The 1049-nt window shown below is 72.9% G+C and carries 2 protein-coding genes; one reads left to right on the top strand and one right to left on the bottom strand.

Annotated elements, in window-relative coordinates:
• Positions 1 to 612, bottom strand: a 612-nt coding sequence (locus tag D180_RS12800; protein WP_017913098.1) for an MFS transporter, incomplete at its 3' end; no start/stop codon positions are given.
• A gap of 101 nt (positions 613 to 713) precedes the next feature.
• On the opposite strand from D180_RS12800, the gene soxR reads away from it, so the two are divergent.
• Positions 714 to 1049: redox-sensitive transcriptional activator SoxR (gene soxR, locus D180_RS12795; RefSeq protein WP_017913097.1), on the top strand; the 336-nt coding region annotated here is incomplete at its 3' end.

The raw sequence follows: 1049 nt of genomic DNA, 5'->3' as shown, positions 1-1049 counted from the left end.
CAGGCGCCGCAATGCCGGCCACAGCAGCGCCGCCGCCGGCAGCGCCAGCAGCGGCACCGCCAGGAACACCCAGCGCCAGCCGACGTGCTCGACGATCAGCCCGCTGATGCTGGGGCCGATCAGCGACGGCACCACCCAGCCGGCGGAGAACGCGGCGAACATGCGCGGGCGGATCGCCTGCGGATACAGCCGCGCGACCAGCACGTACAGCACCACCGAGATCGCGCCGGCGCCCAGGCCCTGCACCAGCCGGCCGGCCAGCAGGAATCCCATCGACGGGGCGAAGCCGGCCAGCAGCAGCCCGCAGACGAAGCAGGCCAGGCCGGTCCATAGCGGCGTCGCCGGCCCGTGCAGGTCGCTCCAGCGCCCGGCCACGGTCATGCCGATCACGCTGGTGGCCAGGGTCCCGCCGAAGGCCAGCGCGTACAGCCGCAGGCCGTCCAGTTCGCGGGCCACGGTCGGCATCGCCGCGGCCACCGCCAGCGCCTCGAAAGCGATCAGCGACACCAGCGCGACCATGCCGATGGTGGTGGCGCGGTAGGCCGGCGCCAGCACGGAGCCGGCGGCGACAGGGGCGGGTGGAGCAGCGGCGGTGGTGGCGTGGTCTTGCATCGGCGAACCTGGGAAAAAGGGTGGACATCTGCCGGCGGCGACTTGCGTGGGCGCGTGCAGCCCGTGCAGCATGCAACCTCAACCGGACTCGAGGTCAAGCGATGCAGGAGGAACTGAGCGTCGGACAGGTCGCCGCGCGCAGCGGCGTGGCGGTGTCGGCGCTGCATTTCTACGAGAGCAAGGGCCTGATCCGCAGCATGCGTACCGCAGGCAACCAGCGCCGCTACACGCGCGACGTGCTGCGCCGGCTGGCGGTGATCCGCGTGGCGCAACGCGTCGGCGTGCCGCTGGACAGCGTCAAGGCCGCCTTCGCGCAGTTGCCCGACGCGCGCACCCCGACCCGCGCCGAGTGGGCGCGGATGTCGGCGGTGTGGCGCGAGGAACTGGACGCACGCATCCTGCAGCTGACCCGCCTGCGCCACCAGCTCACCGACTGC

The sequence above is a fragment of the Xanthomonas sp. SHU 166 genome, assembly GCF_000364685.1.
GTDB lineage: Bacteria > Pseudomonadota > Gammaproteobacteria > Xanthomonadales > Xanthomonadaceae > Xanthomonas_A > Xanthomonas_A sontii.
This window is presented reverse-complemented; position numbering and strand designations above follow the sequence as displayed.